Origin of the sequence: Paraconexibacter sp. (assembly GCF_041602235.1) — a bacterium.
Taxonomy (GTDB): Bacteria; Actinomycetota; Thermoleophilia; order Solirubrobacterales; family Solirubrobacteraceae; genus Paraconexibacter.
This window is the reverse complement of record NZ_JBFIGP010000431.1, coordinates 1-2,214: the sequence shown is the minus strand read 5'-3', so window position 1 is coordinate 2,214 and position 2,214 is coordinate 1. Positions and strand designations below refer to the sequence as shown.

Sequence of the window (2,214 nt, the reverse complement as noted above, 5' to 3'; positions counted from 1 at the left end):
TCGCTGTTCGCGCTGAACCCGGGCGCGGCGCAGCTCGCCGAGGTCGTCGGGTGGATGGCCGAGCACGGCTGGGCCGTCGCCGACCTCTACAACGGGCACCTGCGCCCGCTCGACGGGCAGCTCGCCCAGATCGACATCGCGTTCGCGCGCGAGGACGGGCCGCTGCGGTCCGATCACCGGTACGCGCGCCCGGATCAGGCCGACGCGCTGTACCGCTCCTGGGGCCTGTAGCGGGCGCCCGGGCCCGGTCAGTTCTGGGCGCCGCCGATGCCGTGCAGGCGATCGGTGAACGTCGGCGGGTTCTCGATGATCTGGGAGAACCGCACGACCGTGACGATGTCGTCCATCGTCACCGACTTGCCGTAGATCTGCTCGAGGAAGTGGATCATCTCCTCGTGGCGACGGAACTCGGGGTTGTCGTGCTCGATGTCCCGGGGCGTGAGGTCCTTGACGCGCTTGACCTCGACCTGGTCGATGACCGCGTCGAAGATCTTCTCGCGCGGCGAGTGCTGGTACCCGATGGTGACCATCACCGCCTGGTTCTTCTTGTACTTGTGCGACTTGTCGCCCAGGCGGATCGTCGCGGTCTTGCGCCCCCGCTTGAGCTGGTCGGCGAAGATCGTCGAGTAGAAGTTCAGCACCTGCATCCCGTGGACCCTACTCGCTGGCTCGCAGGATCGACAGCGCCTTTGTGGCCATCTCGCGCTCGCCGTCGTAGGTCAGGGTCTCGGCAGCCTGCTCCAGGGGGACCCAGCGGGCGTCCTCCACCTCGTGATCGTGGTCCGCGGGATCGCCGTCCACGTAGTCGAGCAGGAAGAACGCGACGACCTTCGCGATGCGCCGTCCCCCGCGCTGGTACCAGTAGCGCACCTCGCCGAGCGGCTGGCGGACGACGCACGTGACCCCCGCCTCCTCACGCACCTCGCGGAGTGCCGCCTGCTCGGGCGACTCCCCGTCGTCGGGGTGGCCCTTCGGCAGCGCGAGGACCTTCGAGCCGTCCGCGGCACGGCGGGTGGGCACGATGACGACGCACCGGCCGTCGCGGACCACGACCCCGCCGGCCGAGAACTCGGACTCCGCCTGCGGCATCAGTAGATGTAGCCCCGCAGCGACTCGGGCTCGTGGACCGTCACGCGGCCTCGGCCCTGCGTCACGACGCCGGCGCGTTCCAGGACGGCCAGGAAGCGGCTCGCCGACTCCCGCGAGGATCCGGCCAGCTGCGCGATGTCGGCCTGGGTGATCTTGACGAGCACGTCGCGCTCCCCCGCGCCCTCGGCGCGCGCCTGCTCGACGAGCTGCACCAGCACCTCGGCGACCCGGCTCTGCACCGTCTGGAAGGACTGGCGTGCCAGCCGGGCGTTGGCCTCGCGCAGCCGCCGGCCGAGCCCGACCACCAGCCGTACGGCGATGTCCGGGTGCTCGCGCATGAGCCGGTGCATGTCGGATCCCAGGATCGCGAGGGTCTCGACGTCGTCGAGCGCCTCCACCGTCGCCGACCGCGTCTCGTCGTCGAACATCGCGAGCTCGCCGAAGATGTCCCCCGGACCGAAGTGCGCCAGGGCGATCGAGCGCCCGTCGGCATGCTCGCTGATGGCGCGCGCATGACCCTGGCGGACGATGTAGCAGGTGTCCGACGCGTCGCCCTCGCGGAAGATCACGTGCTGCGCGGGGAAGCGTCGCGGCACGGCGACCTGTGCGACCCGTTCGAGATCGGCGGGCCCAAGTGCCTCGAACACGGGCACGGTGCCGAGGAGGTGCGTGGTGGTCTCCACGGCGAGATCCTATGCGGCTGCGCCCCGGAAGCCGAGATCGGCACCTCGGCGACGTCAGTTCGTCGTGGTGGCGGCCTCCTGGCCCAGCACGAAGCAGAACACGCCGACGTCGGGATCGAGCCGCTGATCGCTCAGGACGGTCACGACGCGCTGCTCGATGAGAGGCTCGAGTTCCTCGACGAGTCGATCTTGGACGGCGGCGTGGAGCGCCGCGCGCGAGGCGAGCGCGGTGTCCGGCCGTCCGGTGTCGCGGAGCGTCAGCTCGCCCACCGTCAGCCCGTCGCGGACCACGACCGTGATGAGCTCGTCGTGCAGGTAGGCCCTGGCCTTCGTCGGTCCCCGGCCGACGTGCTCCGCCAGCACGGTGACCACCATCGTCGAGATGGCGGCCGCCAGCGGCCCGCCCTTCAACTGCTCTGAGGAATCTGCGGACATGGTGCCT

General features: G+C 70.4%; 5 protein-coding genes. 1 reads left to right on the top strand and 4 read right to left on the bottom strand.

Features of this window, described 5'->3' with window-relative positions:
• On the top strand, positions 1 to 231 hold a 231-nt coding region (locus tag ABYE80_RS20025), incomplete at its 5' end, for a hypothetical protein (protein ID WP_372792083.1).
• A 17-nt stretch (positions 232 to 248) separates the two neighbouring features.
• Here the strand turns inward: ABYE80_RS20025 and ABYE80_RS20020 are convergent.
• The 4 genes from ABYE80_RS20020 to ABYE80_RS20005 all read right to left on the bottom strand — a co-directional run.
• A complete protein-coding gene (locus ABYE80_RS20020; RefSeq protein ID WP_107568069.1) occupies positions 249 to 647 on the bottom strand; it encodes an ASCH domain-containing protein in 399 nt (132 codons plus the stop codon).
• Positions 648 to 657: 10 nt separating this feature from the next.
• On the bottom strand, positions 658 to 1,089 hold the full coding sequence (locus ABYE80_RS20015) for an NUDIX hydrolase (protein WP_372792080.1): 432 nt from the start codon (positions 1,087 to 1,089) through the stop codon (positions 658 to 660).
• Entirely contained in the window at positions 1,089 to 1,772 is a 684-nt protein-coding gene (locus ABYE80_RS20010; protein ID WP_372792078.1) for a Crp/Fnr family transcriptional regulator, read from the bottom strand. The genes ABYE80_RS20015 and ABYE80_RS20010 overlap by 1 nt, the downstream gene beginning before the upstream one ends.
• Positions 1,773 to 1,826: 54 nt before the next feature.
• The coding region (locus ABYE80_RS20005) for a Na-translocating system protein MpsC family protein (protein WP_372792076.1) at positions 1,827 to 2,214 on the bottom strand (388 nt) is incomplete at its 5' end.